Raw genomic sequence first — 16648 nt, 5'->3', positions numbered from 1 at the left:
TCGGTACACCAGGCGGGGTGGCTGCGAAGCCGCCACCCCGCTTGCAGTTCCACAATGAACTAGACGATCACGGGCTCCGGTTCAAGCTCGACTCCGAACCGGGCCAACACATCCGCCTGGATTGCCTTCGCCAGGTCCTGCAGTTCCCGTCCGCTGGCGCCGCCATGGTTGACCAGCACAAGCGCCTGTTTTTCATAAACGCCCGCATTTCCAACTCGCCTGCCCTTCCAGCCGCATTGGTCGATCAGCCATCCGGCGGCCAGCTTGAAACTGCCGTCCGGCTGCCCATAACTGACCAGCTTTGGATGCTTCGCCAGCAAGCGTTCACGCTGCGCCGCAGGCACCACCGGGTTCTTGAAGAAACTGCCGGCATTTCCGATGACAGCTGGATCCGGCAGCTTGCGGGTACGGATGGCGACTACCGCGTCGCTGATGTCGCGGGCCGTCGGATCGGGCTTGCCACGTACGGCAAGTTCCTGTTCCAGCTCCGCATAGTTCAGATTGGGCTGCCATTGCCGGGGCAATGCGAACGTCACATCCAGGATGGCGGCCTGTCCGGCGAGTCGATGTTTGAATACGCTATCGCGGTAACCGAAATCGCATTCATCGCGATTCAGCGTAAAGATGTTTCCGGTATCAAAATCGAAGGCGCTGAGCGCATGAAAACAATCCTTCAGTTCCACACCATAGGCGCCGATGTTTTGAATCGGCGCGGCGCCGACGCTGCCTGGAATCAGGGACAGGTTCTCCAGGCCGCCCAGCCCGAGTTCCAGTGTCCGGCAAACCAGGCCATGCCAGCTTTCACCGGCGGCGGCCCGCACGTAGGTTGACTGTGCGTCCCGCCCCACGATCTCGATGCCTTTGAGGCACATATGCAGCACAAGGCCCGGGAAGTCGCCACTGAGGAGGATGTTGCTGCCGCCGCCAAGCACCAGGCGCGGCAATGTGCTTAACGAGTTGTCCAGGCGGATTTCCGACAGGATGTCGGCGCTGGTAACCTGGATGTAGGCATTCGCTTTTGCGCGGATGCCGAACGTATTATGTTCGTGCAGTGAAAAATCGCACTGAAGCGGCAGTCTGTCTGTCATAGCTGGAGGATTATAGACGGAAGCAAATATGGCCACCCGTGTTTTTGTCCGCTAGAATACATCGTTACTTAAATAGCAATACGTTTGCACTAAAGAGGAATATTTATGCCATCGTTTGATGTAGTTTCTGAAGCCAATACCGTCGAAGTGAAAAATGCCGTCGATCAGGCAAACAAGGAAATTTCCACCCGTTTCGATTTCAAGGGCAGCGATGCGCGCGTCGAACAGAAGGAACGGGAACTGACCGCTTTTGCCGACAGTGATTTTCAGCTCACGCAGGTTCGCGACGTTCTGACCGGGAAAATGGTGAAGCGCGGTGTCGATGTCCGTTTCCTGGACCTGGGAAAAATCGAGAAAATCGGCGGCGACAAGGTCAAGCAGGTCATCAAGATCAAGAACGGCATTGAATCCGAGGCGGCCAAGAAAATCGTCCGCATCATCAAGGACAGCAAGATGAAGGTCCAGGCATCGATCCAGGGTGATGCGGTCCGGGTCACCGGCGCCAAGCGCGACGATCTGCAGGCGGCAATGGCCCTGATGCGCAAGGAAGTGACGGACCTGCCGTTGGAATTTAATAATTTCCGTGATTAACTGCTGGTAATCACCTACACGCGCCACTCGGCGCCATGCCTTCGCAGGAGGTATCCATGCTCGGCCATCCGTCAGACCCGAAATCCGCAGTGCAAAAATCTGCCCGTCCGGAAGATCGATACGTTACGCTGATGGAGCAGAACTTTCGGCATGTCCTTGTTGCGATCGAGTCGATGTGGGGATATCCGGAGCTGAATACCTATTTTGCCAAGCTGACCATGAATGAACGCGGAAGCCGGGAAGGATTTCCGCCAGAAGTATGGGATGATATCCGCCTGCTGTGGGATATCCATCTCGAAATCGTGCCCCACTCCCTGCCCTAACTTGCGCCGAGTATCCGATGCGTTCGACTACACTTTTTGCCACCCTCCTTTTATCCATCGGTGCAGCCCATGCCGCCGACGTCAGCGTCGTGGGGCTGTTTCCCAACAAGGCGGTGCTGGTCGTCGATGGCGGCTCGCCGAAAACTTACTCAGTGGGCGCCAATATTCCGGGCGGATTCAAGCTGGTCGCGGTGAATGACGGCGGCGCGACGATCGAATCCAACGGCAAGCGACAGACGATCGCCCTCGGCGAACATGTCAACCGCACCGCCGCCAGCGGCCCGGCGAGCGTGACGCTCAAGCCCGATGGACAAGGCCATTACATGGTCCAGGGCCAGATCAATGGCGGCACGGTGCGCATGCTGCTCGATACCGGCGCCACGTTGATCGCGATGCCGGCATCGGATGCGACGAGGCTGGGTATTAATTACCGCAGCGGCCAGCCAACCTACGTCAACACGGCCAACGGTGTGGCGCCGGCGTACAAGGTCAGGCTCAATACCGTCAAGGTCGGCGACATCGAACTCAACCAGGTGGATGCCATGGTGCAGGAGCAGGGTTTGCCGATCATCCTGCTCGGCATGTCGTTCCTGAACAGGACCGAAATGCGTCGCGAAGGCGAGCAGATGACGCTCACGAAACGGTTCTGAGAAGAATAGTGGATCACGCCGCGCGGCAGTGATCCAGTCATCCGCGCGACAGCTCGCGTTAGTCCGGGTCGGCGAGACGACGCTGCTTCACCGCCTCGGCCAGCCCTTCCAGCACCTTGATGCTGGATTCCCAGTCGATGCAACCGTCAGTGACCGATTGGCCATAGGTCAGCTCCTTGCCCTGTACCAGGTCCTGGCGGCCGCCTACAAGGTGCGATTCCACCATGACGCCGACAATGCGCGTATCACCCGCGGCGATCTGCTTGCCGATGTCGGCGCATACCGGCACCTGGTTTTCCGGCTTCTTGGAACTGTTGGCATGCGAAGCGTCGATCATCAGGCGTGATGCAAGGCCGCTGGTAGCGATATCCTTGCAGGCGGTTTCCACGCTCGCGGCATCATAATTCGGCGCCTTGCCGCCGCGCAGGATGATGTGGCAATCCTCGTTGCCGCTGGTGGACACGATCGCCGAGTGGCCGCCCTTGGTGACCGAGAGAAAATGGTGCGGCTGGGATGCCGCCTTGATCGCATCGACGGCAATCTTGACGTTGCCGTCGGTGCCGTTCTTGAATCCGACCGGGCAGGACAAACCGGAGGCCAGTTCGCGATGCACCTGGGATTCGGTGGTGCGCGCGCCGATGGCACCCCAGCTCACGAGGTCGGCGACATACTGCGGGCTGATCACATCGAGGAATTCCGTGCCGGCTGGCAGACCCAGTTCGTTGATGTTCAGCAGGAGCTCGCGCGCCATGCGCAGGCCGTCGTTGATGCGGAAGCTGTTGTCCATGTAGGGGTCGTTGATCAACCCTTTCCAGCCCACGGTAGTGCGCGGCTTTTCGAAATAGACCCGCATCACGATTTCCAGCTCGCCGGCAAATCGGTCACGCTGCTCGACCAGGCGCCGCGCATATTCCATTGCCGCTTTGGTGTCGTGGATCGAGCATGGGCCGATGACGACCATCACGCGGTCGTCCTGGCCGTGGAGAATCCGATGCAGCGCGGTACGCGCATTGGCCGCGACGTTGGCCGCTTTTTCCGAACAGGAGAATTCGCGTATCAGATGCGATGGCGGAATCAGTTCTTTCATTTCACGTATGCGTAGGTCGTCGGTGCGCGGCATGTTTTTTCTCCAGTCAAAAGGCTTGAAATTTGAATCCGTACAAAAGAAAAAACCGCCATCACTGGCGGTTTTTTTGAAATTCGGTTTGTTCTGTTTAGCGCGCTGCTTTTACATGAACCTGCCGCTTTCCACCGCCTTTGGGCTGGGATAGCTAAAGTAAAAGTAAAAGTGGAAGCGCGAGAAAGTCATGTGAATGGCGTTGTTCTCAAACAGATTGGAGCCAATAGTGCAGTAAATCAAAGGATTTGGCAAGCGACAGACCGAAAATTCAGCATATTCTGCAAGGCCGTTGCGCAATTCATGCAGAACGGCAGGATTGTCAGGCGGTTCCGCCCACCGTCATGCCATCGATACGCAGGGTGGGTTGGCCGACGCCGACCGGAACGCTTTGTCCTTCCTTACCGCACACACCGATGCCGTTGTCGAGACGCATGTCATTGCCGATCATCGACACACGATTCAGAACCTCGGGTCCGTTGCCGATGATGGTTGCCCCCTTGACCGGATAACTGATCTTGCCGTCTTCGATCATGTAGGCCTCGCTTGCGGAAAAGACAAACTTGCCGCTGGTGATGTCGACCTGTCCGCCACCGAAATTCACCGCGTACAGACCGTTCTTCACCGAGGCAATGATTTCCGCCGGATCCTTGTCGCCGCCGAGCATGTACGTATTGGTCATGCGGGGCATTGGCAGATGGGCAAAGGATTCGCGGCGCGCGTTGCCGGTAACAGGCATGTTCATCAGGCGCGCATTCATCGTATCCTGGATGTAGCCTTTCAGGATGCCGTCCTCGATCAGGGTTGTGCATTGCGTCGGATTGCCCTCGTCGTCGATGTTCAGCGAACCACGGCGGTCAGCGATGGTGCCGTCGTCCACCACGGTGACGCCTTTGGCTGCCACGCGCTCACCGATGCGCCCGGAAAACGCACTCGAACCCTTGCGGTTGAAGTCGCCTTCGAGGCCATGGCCGATCGCTTCGTGCAGCAGCACACCGGGCCATCCCGGTCCGAGGACCACGGTCATCGGGCCTGCCGGCGCAGGCCGGGAGTCCAGGTTGACGAGTGCGGATTCGACGGCTTCAGTGGCATACTTTTCCAGCAGTTCATCCGTGAAATACGCATAGCTGTAACGTCCGCCGCCGCCACTTGAACCGACTTCGCGCCGTCCGTTCTGCTCGGCGATCACTGTGATCGACACCCTGACCAATGGCCGGATATCCGCCGCCAGCACACCGTCGCTGCGGACAACAAGAACGACGTCATACTCACCGGCAAGTCCCGCCATGACCTGGACCACGCGCGGATCCTTGGCGCGAGCGATACGCTCCACCCTTTCCAGCAACTTCACTTTTTCGGTGGCATCAAGCGATGCGAACGGGTCTTGCGGTACGTAAAGGGAGCGGCCACCGGAGGGCTGGATGGCGGAAGCGACCTTGATGCGACCGGCACCCTGGCGCGCGATGGTGCGCGTAGCGGCCGCGGCCTCCAGCAGGGCGCGCTCGGAGATTTCGTCAGAATACGAGAAAGCGGTTTTGTCACCGGACACGGCACGCACGCCGACACCCTGGTCAATCGAAAAGCTGCCTGTCTTGACGATGCCTTCCTCAAGGCTCCAGCCTTCACTCTTGGTGAACTGGAAATACAAATCGGCGTAGTCGACCCGGTGGGTGAAGATGGCGCCAAGCGCCTTGATGAGTTTCGATTCATCCAGCCCGAATGGCGTCAGCAGGACTTCACGAGCGGTTGCAAGGGTTTGGAGATTCGGTTCAAATAAATTCATGGTCTTTCGCATCTGCGGAATACATCCGCGTTACAGGTTTGATCCGGGGATGAAACGATTGTAGAGCATCTGCCGGCCGGCTGTCCCCGCAGGAGAAAACCATGCACACAGGCATCATGCCGCAAATCCGGCGCGCCTACATCCTCCGGTGTCTCAAGGCCGGCAGGCTGTCGCGCACACGCTGCACATGGTGCACATCGATGTCGCCGACCACGATCCCCTCGCCTTCCGGCAGCTCTGCCTTGATCTCCCCCCAGGGATCGATCAGCATGCTGTGACCCCAGGTACGGCGCCCGTTGACATGTTGACCACCCTGGGCGGCGGCAAGGACATAACACTGGTTTTCCACCGCCCGGGCCCTCAGCAGCAGTTCCCAGTGCGCCTTGCCGGTGGTGTGGGTGAATGCGGCCGGCACGACAATCAGCGCACAATCACCCATCGCGCGATACAGTTCGGGAAAGCGCAAGTCGTAGCACACCGACAGCCCGACCCTGCCTACAGGCGCTTCGAAGGTGGTGACGCTGGAACCGGGAACGATGGTGCGCGCTTCGTCGTAGGATTCGTCGCCGCGCGTGAAATTGAACAGGTGAATCTTGTCGTAACGAATCACCCGCTCCCCGGCGGGGTTGTACACCATCAGGGTATTGAGTACCTTGCCTGGTTCCGCCGCGGCCATGGGAAGGGTGCCACCGATCAGCCAGATGCCATGTTCACGTGCGAGACCGGACATGAACGCCTGGATCGGGCCGTCGTCCGTTCTTTCGGCGTGCGCAACCTTGTCCGATTCCTTCATGCCCATGATCGGCCAGTATTCGGGCAGAAGCACCAGTTGAGCACCTTGCTGCGCGGCCTGCCCGATCAGGCGGCGCGCGGCGAGCATGTTTTCTTCCGGCTGCGGTGTTGCCACCATCTGCACAGCCGCCGCTTTCATGAGGCTTTGCGTCATATAAATCTCCTTTCAGCCCGGTTGCCGGGGATTGCCTGCGGCATCCTGCGCCGGGGCGGGCTGGTTCCGCGCCAGCTTGGTGACGACAGGTTCTTTCCACGGACCGCTGATCTGGTATTCGAAGGTGAATGCCTTCATCAGCGGATCGCGCAGGAAAAGCTGGGCAAGGAAAGTCCCGACGCCAATCACGGGATTGACCGCCAGCGCGTAGACGACCGATGCGGCGCCGACATTGATATCCGGGATGACCACCACATGCAGATTGGTCGCTTCCTTTGCAATATCGGCGCTGCCGTCCATCAGCACCGTTGCCGCAACGCTGCGCATCTTGAAGTTATTGGTTGTGGCAACACCCTGGCTGATCGCGACGTCGGCTGTCACGCCGTCAAAGGCGAAGCCTTCCGAAAAGACATCGCGGAAGTCGAGCGCCAGCCGGCGCGGCAAGGATTGCAGGCTCAGCACGCCGAGCAGCTTCGCCGCGCTCGGGTCGACTTTCAGGAACTGTCCGGCCGCAATATCGAGCTTGAACTGCCCGGAGAGCGTGGGAATATCGAGCGAAAATGGCAGGCCTTTCCAGTTGGCTTCGCCTTGCATCCTGCCCTTGCCGCCGCGCAGCAGGTTCGCAAAACCGAAGCGATCGAGCAACTTGCCTGCATCGCGGATGTTCATCGTGTAGTCGAGGCTGGATAGATTCGTACCGTCGCGGATGGACCACTTGCCGGTCGCAGTCAGCTCCGCATCCGGGTTGACGATCGACAGCTTGTTGATGCGCCATTCGACGCCGCTACTGGCTCGCGTATTGTCCGCCATGAGTTCCAGATGACCGAACTTTTTGCCGAACAGTTCAAAATTCTCCGCGACGATGTCCAATCCCGGCATGCGCGTGGTGGTGTTCTTTCCCTCGAGCAGTGCGCTGACGTCGGACGCGGCGGATTTCGGGATCACCAGCGACGCCAGGCGGGCCGTCACCTTGCCCAATCCCGTGCCCGATGGCGATTCGTTCCATGTCACATAGCCGGATGCCTGTTCCGAATCGATATTGGCTTGCCAGACGCCTTTCTGGTGCGAAGCGCCAACCACGACATTGTCGAGTTTCCTGCCCATGACGACGAGTGTCGTTGCGCGCGCAGCCAATACTTCGGGCTCGATGTATTGCATGAGGTTGAGAGAATCCGGCTGGCTGGCGGCCTCCGCCGGTTGCCCGGTGGCGGTAATCGCCGTCACTGCGCCTCGCCATGCATCGAGATCGAGCAGGTCCATGCTGACGTTGGCGATCAGCCCGCCGTCAGGCTGCGGCGCCGGCTGATTGACGCCGATGCCGCCACGCACGACACGCCATTGCGCATCCTTGTCGACGGCTTTCTCGCGTTCGTAACGCACTGCGATGGCAGAACCGAGCGAGAGCTTGATTTCGTCACGCAACAGCTGCGGCGTGTTCGACGGCCGGCCGATCAACTCGAATTTCAAGGGCAGGCTGTCGGAGCCGGCCTTGCGCAGCGGCGCGGGAAAGTCGAGCGCGAGCCCTGCGAGATTCGATTCGATCACGACTTCCGGACGCTTGTTCTTGACGCGGATGGTCGCGCCGTATCGCGCCCCGCCTCCAATGCGCTCCGACAGGCGCTGCATCGCCGCCGTCGGGTAAGTCTTGCGCAAGCCGTCCACGGTAACGCTGCCTTCCGCATTGACCACGATGCTGCCGTCGCTCTGGGTGCCGCCGGATACGGCAACCGGGCCGCCCACGAAGCTTGCGCGGACACCATGCAGGGTGAAGCCCTTCTCATTGAATTCCAGCTTGCCGTTCGTGCCCAGCAACGGCGGGATATCGTTCTGCAGCGTGACATTGTTGTTCGCGAACTGCAGCACGCCGCGCACTTTCGCATCCGTCATGTGGTTGAGCGGCAATTGCATCTTGAGGGCCAGTTTCGCATTGCCGCTGCCCTTGGATTCCTCGGTGAAATTGGCGATCCAGCCCGCAACGGGGCTGTCCATGGTGAATTGAAGGAATTCCTGCAACGGTCCGGCCGCATCTCCCTCGACGGTCAGCATACTGTCCGGGGATGCCAGGTCCGCGATCACCGCCTTGGCCTTCGAAATGACGACACCGTGCGTTCGTGCACTGTCGGCGTTGATTTCCATCCTGGTGCGGTCGAACTCGATGGTGCCCCGCACCTGCTCCAGCGTCGGCCACAGCGGGGCCTTGCCATCCTTGGCGAAGATTTCCGGCGCATAATTCAGCACGCCGTCGACAAGGCGGCCGGAAATGTGGAATTCGCCCTTCGGCTTTTCGCCGTTTTTTGCCAGAAACGGAAAGTGTTCCAGGTCGCCCTTGATCTTCAGGCTCAAATCATCAGCAACGCCGCCCACCAGCGCACCGCTCAGCCATGAACGCAAATGCTCGGGTGTTTGCAGCGGCAGGTATTTCCCGACCTTTTGCAGTTGCAGGCCCGACAAGGTTCCCGACACATCGAGCATGCCGGATGGTTTGCCCTGCTGCTGGCTGAGCGGCATCAGGTGCTTGCCGGCCAGCGAGGCGATCAAGCCGTCCTGCTCGAAATCCATCCGTTCCACTTCCAGCAGCAACTGGTCGGATTCCTGGAACGCCCAGCCGGCCCGCATGTCGAGGCGATCGAACAGCATCGTCGGTTCGGCAAAATAACCCGGCAGTTCGAGGCGCAGCTGCCGCGAGTCGAGTTTGAAGCTGCCGCCAAGCTCGCTGGCGTCGATATGGCCGGTGAGGTTTTCGAAACCCGGAATGGCCGGTACTGCCGCCTGGGCCGGCTTTTTGCCGCTTTTCGGACGCGCCGGCCGTGCTGCCTGCGCCTGCATCGACAATGCCTCGAAACTCCCCTTCACACGATAGGCGGATACCTCCGGATAGGCGCCATCCCATTGCACCGCGAAATCCTTCAGCACGCCGCGCGGGGCATAATCGTTCAGCATCTGCAACTGGGCTGCCGGCAGCGGCAGGCGCCCGGCAAGTTCGGCCAGGGTTTTCAGGTCAAGCAGGCTAGCGGAAATTTCGGTTCGTTCCGGCTTGTTGCCCTGGGCCGTGCTAAAACGCTCGCTGATGGTGGTCACCGGCAGGGTCAGACCTTCATCGGTCTCCAGCGAAAAGTCGGTGAGCGTGATCGCATGCCCGTTTGCACCGAAGGTCGGCACGCCGTCCCTGGCTTTCGGGCTGATTGCTTCCTGCACCGAAACACGGCCGTTGACCCGCGCCAGATTCAGCGGCTCCAGGTCCTTGCGCAGTCGTGTCGACACATTGTCGAGCATCAGGTCGGCGGTAAAGTCGGCGATCTTCGCCTGGTCGAAGGTCAGCCATGCGCGCACGGCGCCGTTGCCCCGCTCCATCTCGACCGGATAATCGACATACGGCTTCCACGCCGCCAGGTCCACATATTGGAGATCGGCATACATCTGGCCGGTCCAGCGGGTCGGATCGGAAATCCTTTTCGAGAAATAGGGGTGGGCGAATGCGGCACGTATATCGACCGGGGAAGCCACGCCTTCGGGCGGCACCGCCTTCAGCGCGAACTCGTGGTAGCGCCAGTGATTGCGCAGCAGCAGCGTCACGCCCTCCAGCGTCAGCGGCGGTGCGATACGCTTGTCGTCGATCCAGCGCAACCGGCCGTTCCGGATCACGATCTCCCGCTGGGACAGCACCCAGTCGGCCGCCTTGGGATCACCGGTCTTGCGCGGATCGACCGGTATCCCGGCGACGTGCAGGTTGCCGTCCGAATCGCGCAATATGTCCATGTCGGGACGGTCGATTTCCAGCCGGTACAGCTGCAGCTCGCCAACCGCAATAGATAGCCACGAGAAGGTTGCGGACACCTTGGGCAGCCGCAGGGCTTCATTGCCGAAGGTGTCATGGATGGCGACGTCGCCAAGCGCAAGCTGCGGCCGCAGTCCGGACCAGGACGCCTCGATAGTTGCGATCGACACCTTGCTGCCGATCGCATGGGTGGCCATACGCTCCACGTTCGGCTTGTAGCTGTCGATATTCGGCAGGACGATGTAACGCAATGCGAGGAACAGGATGCAAAAGAGGAAATAGGCGACCAGCAGCAGCCTGGACAATAGGACTACGGTACGTCGTATGGCATGAAACAGGGAGCGATGTCCTTGCTGCATGGCCTTCCAGCAGATGCCGAGGCGGGCCATGAATCGGTTTGGCTGGGTTTGTTCTAAGGACATCAATCAATAAGGCAAATAGAGCGACTCGGCGTAAAATGAGTTTCCGCAGCGAAGCTGCCGGCAACGTGACATGTTCGCATGGATCGTGCCCGACCGCTTTGACGGCAGGCTATTTTGCCGCAAGACACTGCCCGCAGCAGTTTCGCAGCGTCCAACACCGACAAAAATTCAAATTCAGCCATCGACATTCGTGATCCAGTCCAATCTGACCAGTAATATTGCCTCGCGCTTCTACGCGCGCTGGCTGGCAGCCGATCCGGCCCGTGCAGACATGGTGGCCGGCCTCGCCGGATTATCTATGAGCACACCGGAATTTGCTCGGCTTTTACAAACGGAAACAGCAGCCGGCATGCCGCTGCCGCGCGCGATGCGTCGCGTACGCAACCTTGTCATTACCACACTGATCGAACGTGAACTCAGCGGCCGTGCCGAGCTGGCGGAAGTGCTCGACACCATCAGTGCTTTTGCCGAATTCGCGGTGCAGACCCATGTGGCGGCGCTGACCGCCGAAATGATCGACACCTACGGCACACCGATCGGCAACGAGTCCGGTGAACCGCAGGAACTGATGGTTTTGGGCATGGGCAAGCTCGGCGGCGGCGAGCTGAATGTCTCGTCGGACATCGACCTGATATTTGTCTACGGCGAAGATGGCGACACCCGGATCGGCTCCCCCGAGCAAAGGCAGCTTTCCAATCACGAATTTTTCATCCGTCTCGGCAAGAAGCTGATCGGCGCGCTTTCGGAAATCACCGAAGACGGCTTCACCTTCCGTGTCGATATGGCCCTGCGCCCGAACGGCGCATCCGGCCCGCTCGCCGCCAGCCTCGGCATGGTGGAGGAATACCTGATCGTGCAAGGCCGGGAATGGGAACGGTATGCATGGGTGAAAGCACGCGCCATCACCGGCAAGCCGTCCGATATCGCCGCGCTTGAACAGATCGTGCGGCCCTTTGTATACAGGCGTTACCTCGATTTCGGCGCCATCGATGCGATGCGCAACATGCACGCGCAGATCCGCGCCGAGGTCATTCGCCAGGAAACGCGGCATCCGGAGCGCAGCCACAATGTGAAGCTGGGCCGGGGCGGCATCCGCGAAATCGAATTTCTGGCCCAGGTATTTCAGCTCATCCGCGGCGGCCGGGACGCCGATCTGCGCGACCGCTCCACCCGGGTCACGTTGCGCACGCTGGCGGAAAAGAACCTGTTGACGGTGGTGGAAGTCGATCAATTGATAGACGCGTATACCTTCCTGCGCAATCTCGAGCACCGGCTGCAATACCTGGACGACGCCCAGACCCATACCTTGCCGGCAAATCCGGAAGATCGCCTGACGGTGGCGAAAATGATGGGCTTCGCGGACACCGAGTCGCTGCTGCAGGAGCTTGGCCGCCAACGTGGCATCGTCGCCGCCCAGTTCGATGCGATGTTCAGCGACAAGAGCAACGGCGAGCCGGAGCCGGCCGGGCCGGGACCGGCGCAAACGGTTTTATCGGAAAACGACACCATCGAGACCATCGAAGCGCGCCTGGCGATGCTCGGGTTCAGCGACGCGCCGGCAGCGGCTAAGCGCCTGATGCTGACCTGGCAATCGCCGCGCCTGCAATCCCTGCCCGATAGCAGCCGTACGCGGCTGACGGCACTGATCAACGCGGCGCTGCCGATCGTCACCAGCGTCACTGAATCGCACTCCGCCACCCTCGGCCGCCTGCTGGATTTCTTCGAGGCGATTGCCCGCCGCGCCGCCTACCTCGCCCTGATCACCGAATATCCGCATACGCTGGAACGCGTGATCCGCATGATGGACGCCAGCGACTGGGCGGCGAAGTACCTGACGCGACATCCGATTCTCCTCGATGAGCTGCTGGAAGACCGCACCTTGAAAGCGGCACCGGACTGGCCGGCGTTCGCGATCGAATGCCGGCGGCAGCTCGAAGCCAACGAAGGCGATACCGAGCAGCAGATGAACGTGCTGCGCGACCTGCACCATGCCCAGCTGTTCCGCCTGCTGGCGCAGGACCTGGAAGGCGATCTGACGGTGGAAAGACTGGCGGACCACTTGTCGGCCCTGGCCGACGTGCTGGTGGAAGTCACGGTGGAAGCGGTCTGGCGCACGGTTGCCAACCGGCACAGGGAGGTGCCGCTGTTCGCGGTGATCGCCTACGGCAAGCTGGGCGGCAAGGAACTCGGCTACGCATCCGACCTCGACGTCATCTTCCTGTACGACGACGATCACCCGGACGCGCCCGGCAACTACGCGCGACTGGCCCAGCGCTTCATTACCTGGATGACCAGCCATACCTCGTCCGGCATCCTGTTCGATATCGATGTCGCCCTGCGCCCGGACGGCGCCAGCGGCCTCCTGGTGTCGCGCCTGCAGGCGTTCGAGAAATACCAGTCGGCATCGGCCTGGGTTTGGGAGCACCAGGCGCTGACACGTGCCCGCTTTTGCGCCGGCGACGTGACCATCGGCAGCCGCTTCGAGGAAGTCCGGGAAAAAGTGCTCCAGCAACCCCGCGACGAGAAGAAACTGCGCGACGAGGTGCTGGCGATGCGCAGGAAGCTGCACACCGCGCATCCCAACCGTTCCGGCCGCTTCGATCTCAAGCATGACGCCGGCGGCATGATCGACATCGAATTCATGGTGCAGTACCTGGTCCTGCGTCACGCATCCGGGCATCCGCGGCTGACAGCCGATATCGGCAATATCGCGTTGCTGAAACTCTGCGGCGAACTGGGCCTGATCGATGCCTCGCTGGCGGGCAGCGTCGCGGACGCCTATCGCAAATACCGCAAGATGCAGCACCAGATCCGCCTGCAGGGTGAAGACCGTGCTCGGGTGGATGGCGCACGGGTCGCGAAGGAATCGGCGGATGTGATCGCGCTCTGGAAATCGATCTTCGGCTGACAGTGTAATGATGTACTGGTCAGCGGTTGAGCGTCGGGTGCGTGATCGGCTTCTTACGCTGATGCGCTAACCGATCGGTGTGGACAGCCAAAGCGAACTGGCGCATAGCGCCGTGGTGACATCTGCCGACGTGGACGACAAGCACTAGCTGCCACAGTTGCTGCGATGCCGCGAGAAGCGCGGGTATGGCGACAGCGCCTATGTGAGCCAAGAGACGCTGATTCATGGCAAGGCGCCACCGGCGAAGGACTTTACGAAGGATCGCGCGCCGCCTCAAGGATGCAGCAGTCGATGAGGTCAAGCGCGCGAAGAACCGGAACAAATCGAAGATCCGGGCCCGGGGCGAGCATGTGTTCGCGGTGGTCAAGCGGCCGTGGGGCTATACGAAGGTGCGCTACCGAGCGTCTGACCAAGTATGCCTGCCGCGCCTTCACGGCGCTGGCGTTGGCGAATACTTACCTGTCATGCGATTGGCCAAGGACAAAGGTGCGCCCGTAATGGGAGAACGCAAGCGGAAAAGCCCAGTGCCTCGCACGCAAGGGCATGAAATAACCGGCTCAACACTGCCAATTTCCGGTTCAAATAGATCACCTCGACCTGAATTCGGAAATCGGCGGCTTGATCAGCGTAGCCTCAATTCACACAACCAGCTCTGTCTGCCGAAATGTATGCATCGCGTGCAATAGTGTTTAAATTGTTTTCTGGCAGGCCTTGGCTTTGCATGTTCATAATGATGGTGCGGAAGTTATCGCAGATGGGGCCGGCAGCATTGATCGCCAAGTAGTACCTTCCCCACTGCGTCGATCTCATTTGATTAAATCGCTCGCGTTTGGCTGATGCTGCCGCCATTTCACTGTCTCGTTCAATCTTTTCGGCGATGGCTTTGAATTTTGCGGCATTCTCAGCATTGAACTTCATGGGGGCAGATACATTGAAAGAAGACGTGTATGCAATCTTGTTGTTTTCTAAAAGCTGAACGTATTTTGCAGCCATTGCGTCTCCAGCAAATTCATACACTACCACTGGCTTCATCTGCTCCAACGTCGCCTTCAATTGTGGAGCATCTTTGACAGGTGCCTTTATCTTGACCGGTAAATCAAAAGCACACATGCCTGAGGAAACCGAAAGCTGGAACTCTTCGGTGTCTGCGTTGTATTTTACGTTGGAGATAAATGGTGATCCTAACTGACTGAGCAATAGCGATTCCAATCTATTTCGTGCTTGTTCATCCCGCTGCGCCTTAGTGTCTTCAAACTTTGCTTTTGCCTGGCTTACTCGATTTGCGTAATCAGACGACTTCTCAAACTCTGACTTTTCTGGCGGATGAAATGTGCTGTTTCCGCCCATGCTCTTTTGATAGAAGTAATTAATCCAGCCAAAACACTCTGACGCCGGCTTGCTTGTTCTTGTTGATAGTATTCGTGCCGAGCGTGTGTCTTCGCTATCAATCCATACTAGAGCGTTTGTCGGATGCACTTTGGAAGACTGAATTGCGTGCGCTTTGCGGTCAACGTGTTGCTGGCGTTGATTCTCCTGGTTCTTCTTGATGGCCGCTTGCTTCGCCTCTTCCTCTTGACGCTTTGCAAGCTGTTCAGCTTCCTGTTTCTGTTTCGCTTCCAGCTTCGCTTGTTCTTTCCGGTCTATTTCAGCTTGCCTCTTTGCCTGCAATCCGGATTCGATGACCTCGACCTTGAAAACCTTTGCGTCAGGATAACTTGAAGAGGCGATCGGCGTACCGTTGCCAGACACCGGAAATTCATCCTCCGGTATCCAACTTAGTACGGCGCGATAAATTGCATCATTGAATTCGTAGGTAATCTGATTGACCCGATACGCTTCCCTGCCTTGACTACATATTGCGTTCAATGAGGACGCGGATTTGGTTACATCGCATGATCGTCCTGTAGGAAGTAAAGTTGCTTCGTGCGATTTGCGAGATGCTGTACCAGGTCCAGAGGGTGCACGAACAGCGCTGTGCTCAGGTGCGGCGCTCTTCATGGGAGGGGCACTCTTAATATGTGCGGATAGTGCTTGTTGTGCAGCCGAAGCGATTGACCGGTTTGAAGAACTGGCCAGTTTCGAGATGTATTGCACAGCAGCCTACTGATTTTGCCCGAAGTACCAGGCCAGGTAGTAGCTGGATGCAGCATGATCCGTTTTGGTTTGGATAGCGAGAGCATCTCCAAGGTACATCCATGCTTGCGAATTATTCGGTTCAAGCACAAGAGCCCGGCGTAGAGCCAGCTCTGCTGCAACTGCATTATTTGCCTTTAGCTGTGCCATGCCAAGATAGGTAGCTGCACGACTATGTGCCGGATCCGAGGCACTGGCCTTGGTGAACAGGTCAATTGCAGTCGCAAAGTCCTGATTTTTGTATGCAGCCATCGCTTGTTCGTAGAGTGATTTGGCTTTCTCTGCCTCTCCACCGACTGGCTTTTCGGCCTTCTCGATTACGCTTTTGGTTTGGAGGAAGGACTTTTCGTTGCGGGCTTTAACGGCCTCCAGCATTTCATCGATTGGAGAAACTGGCGAAGCACATACGTAGGAGGCAATGACGAGGGATGTAAGAGCGAAAGAGCCAATAACTGTTTGTTTTGACATCAGTTGTGCTTTAAGGTCGGATGTAATCATAAGTTCAGCATAAGTGAATGCGATTGCCGAACTTCATGGGTTACACAAAAATTGGAACGGAGTTGGGAGGAAAGGGAAACCGTATCAAGGACAGAAGTTTCACGCAAGAAAGATTCTATGAGGAAACTTTTAATTGCTCAAGGGAATTTTCCCTGTTTCTCAACCAGTGTCTCGATAGACCTCATAACTACTTTGAGTATGGCAATAGATTCCGGCTCAGGGCTAGGGAAGGGATAAGCAAAAAAATCCCGCACCTTTGGGGGATGCGGGACAAGCTCTCATCGAACTGGTCGATTTGAATGAGCGGCGCGATATGACGTTGCTCATTTGCAATAGTATCTTTTCAAACTTATGGGTAACTTAAGGCTAAGCTGAACAAGCCACTGTTTTTTTGGATTGACGTCGATTTGATCG

At 58.5% G+C, this 16648-nt stretch carries 11 protein-coding genes and 1 pseudogene; 5 read left to right on the top strand and 7 right to left on the bottom strand.

The genetic code is table 11. The features are described 5' to 3' along the window. Nucleotides 1–59: 59 nt before the first annotated feature. Nucleotides 60–1088: a UDP-N-acetylmuramate dehydrogenase gene (murB, locus tag V7080_RS03345; protein ID WP_334186981.1), complete on the bottom strand. Its 1029-nt coding sequence runs from the start codon at nucleotides 1086–1088 to the stop codon at nucleotides 60–62. 105 nt (nucleotides 1089–1193) lie between these two features. Here murB and V7080_RS03340 point away from each other — a divergent pair, with 105 nt between their 5' ends. Genes V7080_RS03340 through V7080_RS03330 form a run of 3 tightly spaced genes read left to right on the top strand, consistent with a single transcriptional unit; the run spans nucleotide 1194 to nucleotide 2652 of the window. Next, nucleotides 1194–1679: a YajQ family cyclic di-GMP-binding protein gene (locus V7080_RS03340; protein ID WP_326858438.1), complete on the top strand. Its 486-nt coding sequence runs from the start codon at nucleotides 1194–1196 to the stop codon at nucleotides 1677–1679. A gap of 56 nt (nucleotides 1680–1735) precedes the next feature. Further along, entirely contained in the window at nucleotides 1736–2002 is a 267-nt protein-coding gene (locus tag V7080_RS03335; protein ID WP_334186980.1) for a hypothetical protein, read from the top strand. A 17-nt stretch (nucleotides 2003–2019) separates the two neighbouring features. Beyond that, the gene (locus tag V7080_RS03330) at nucleotides 2020–2652 is read left to right on the top strand and encodes a retropepsin-like aspartic protease family protein (RefSeq protein WP_334186979.1); all 633 of its coding nucleotides are present in this window, start codon (nucleotides 2020–2022) and stop codon (nucleotides 2650–2652) included. Nucleotides 2653–2710: 58 nt separating this feature from the next. Here the strand turns inward: V7080_RS03330 and aroG are convergent, their stop codons facing one another. The 4 genes from aroG to V7080_RS03310 form a co-directional block, all read right to left on the bottom strand. Beyond that, nucleotides 2711–3772 carry a 3-deoxy-7-phosphoheptulonate synthase AroG gene (gene aroG / locus V7080_RS03325; protein WP_334186978.1) on the bottom strand — a complete coding sequence of 354 codons (1062 nt, stop codon included), beginning with the start codon at nucleotides 3770–3772 and terminating at the stop codon, nucleotides 2711–2713. 319 nt (nucleotides 3773–4091) lie between these two features. Next, nucleotides 4092–5552 carry a metalloprotease TldD gene (tldD, locus tag V7080_RS03320; RefSeq protein ID WP_334186977.1) on the bottom strand — a complete coding sequence of 487 codons (1461 nt, stop codon included), beginning with the start codon at nucleotides 5550–5552 and terminating at the stop codon, nucleotides 4092–4094. A gap of 136 nt (nucleotides 5553–5688) precedes the next feature. Then, the gene (locus V7080_RS03315) at nucleotides 5689–6498 is read right to left on the bottom strand and encodes a carbon-nitrogen hydrolase family protein (protein WP_334186976.1); all 810 of its coding nucleotides are present in this window, start codon (nucleotides 6496–6498) and stop codon (nucleotides 5689–5691) included. Nucleotides 6499–6510: 12 nt separating this feature from the next. Next, complete coding sequence (locus V7080_RS03310; protein WP_334186975.1) at nucleotides 6511–10662, bottom strand: YhdP family protein; 4152 nt, start codon at nucleotides 10660–10662, stop codon at nucleotides 6511–6513. A 223-nt stretch (nucleotides 10663–10885) separates the two neighbouring features. On the opposite strand from V7080_RS03310, the gene glnE reads away from it, so the two are divergent. Both glnE and V7080_RS03300 read left to right on the top strand, forming a co-directional pair. Further along, nucleotides 10886–13603, top strand: coding sequence for a bifunctional [glutamate--ammonia ligase]-adenylyl-L-tyrosine phosphorylase/[glutamate--ammonia-ligase] adenylyltransferase (glnE, locus tag V7080_RS03305; RefSeq protein ID WP_334186974.1), 2718 nt, complete (start codon nucleotides 10886–10888; stop codon nucleotides 13601–13603). A 73-nt stretch (nucleotides 13604–13676) separates the two neighbouring features. Continuing rightward, nucleotides 13677–14101: pseudogene (locus V7080_RS03300) on the top strand (transposase); the annotation flags it as partial. A gap of 135 nt (nucleotides 14102–14236) precedes the next feature. Here V7080_RS03300 and V7080_RS03295 read toward each other — a convergent pair. Together V7080_RS03295 and V7080_RS03290 are read right to left on the bottom strand one after the other, a co-directional pair. Continuing rightward, nucleotides 14237–15469 (bottom strand): hypothetical protein, encoded by a 1233-nt coding sequence (locus tag V7080_RS03295; protein ID WP_334186973.1) that lies wholly within the window; start codon nucleotides 15467–15469, stop codon nucleotides 14237–14239. 234 nt (nucleotides 15470–15703) lie between these two features. Continuing rightward, nucleotides 15704–16234, bottom strand: coding sequence for a tetratricopeptide repeat protein (locus V7080_RS03290; protein WP_334186972.1), 531 nt, complete (start codon nucleotides 16232–16234; stop codon nucleotides 15704–15706). Nucleotides 16235–16648 lie beyond the last annotated feature (414 nt).

The organism is Noviherbaspirillum sp., assembly GCF_036846085.1.
Lineage (GTDB): Bacteria > Pseudomonadota > Gammaproteobacteria > Burkholderiales > Burkholderiaceae_D > Noviherbaspirillum.
Note: the sequence above shows the minus strand (reverse complement) of the source record. Positions and strands in the feature narration are given on the sequence as shown.